Below are 1,031 nucleotides of genomic sequence, written 5' to 3'. Positions count from 1 at the left end.
TTCTGCTCGGCGCGGGCCCGGGCGAGGTTCTCGTGGAGTTCCTCGGGCCTGAGGGTGAGTATGCGGCGTCCGGGTTTCGAGGTGGTGCACCGCTGTTGGAAGGGGCAGTCGCGGCAGGTCAGGACGCTGAAGGTGATGACGATGGCGTCCTTGCCGTGCTGCTTCACCGGGTTCCAGTGCGAGCTGGTGCGGCCGGCGGGGCAGCGGACCTGGCGGTTCTTCCAGTCGATGGTGAAAGCGTTCTTCTCGAAGCCCTCGGCGGCCCTGGCCTGCGCGGAACGGTCCAGAAGAACCGGAGTGACCATATGGATACCGTCTTGCATGGCCTTGGTGATCAGGTCCGCGGAGGGGTAGCCGGAGTCGAGGTAATGCTCGCCGGGCTTCACACCGTGTCCGGCGAGCTTGCGCTGGATCGGTGCGGTGGCCTTCACATCCGGCACGGTCGCGTCGGTGGTGTGTACATCGGTGATCAGATTCGGCATCACCCCTGCCCCTGCCCCGGCCCCGGCCCCGGCCCCGGCTTCGGCTTCGGCTTCGGCTTCGGCTTCGGCTTCGGCTTCGGGGAGTGTGCCGCACGTTTCGGTGAGGTGGACCTTGTAGCCCATCCAGAACAGGTCGTCGCCCTTGGCCGCCCAGCGCGCGTCCGCGTCGTAGGGGGAGGCCAGGCGGAGTCGGCCGGGTGGGACGCCGTCATCGGCGTCCCGCTTCCTGATCACCTGCCGTCCCCGGGCATCGGAGCGGATAATGTAGGTCTGCACCAGGATTTGCCGCGGCAGGCCCACGGCCTCGATCTCACGGATCCATCCCGGGGTGTCGGCGGCCCAGGCCGCCCGGCATAAAGCGAGGGCGTCCTGGCCGAAGACCTGGGCGAGACGGTCGCGCTTGGTCTTCGAGGACGGCATCCGCCAGCCGTCGATCCGTGGCCCGTACCGCTCGGCGAACTCGGTGACATCGATCTGCCCGGCCAGCCAGGACGGCGCCGCCACAGCAAGGGCCTCCAGAGCGGCCCGCACACTCTCCCCGGCCAGCTC

The 1,031-nt window shown here is 68.8% G+C and carries 1 protein-coding gene; it reads right to left on the bottom strand.

Annotated elements, in window-relative coordinates; translation table 11 throughout:
• The coding region (locus tag OTB19_RS43030; RefSeq protein ID WP_267804302.1) for a transposase at window positions 1-1,031 on the bottom strand (1,031 nt) is incomplete at both ends.

The sequence above is a fragment of the Streptomyces sp. H27-H5 genome (assembly GCF_026627505.1).
In the GTDB taxonomy this organism is placed as follows: Bacteria; Actinomycetota; Actinomycetes; order Streptomycetales; family Streptomycetaceae; genus Streptomyces.
This window is presented reverse-complemented; position numbering and strand designations above follow the sequence as displayed.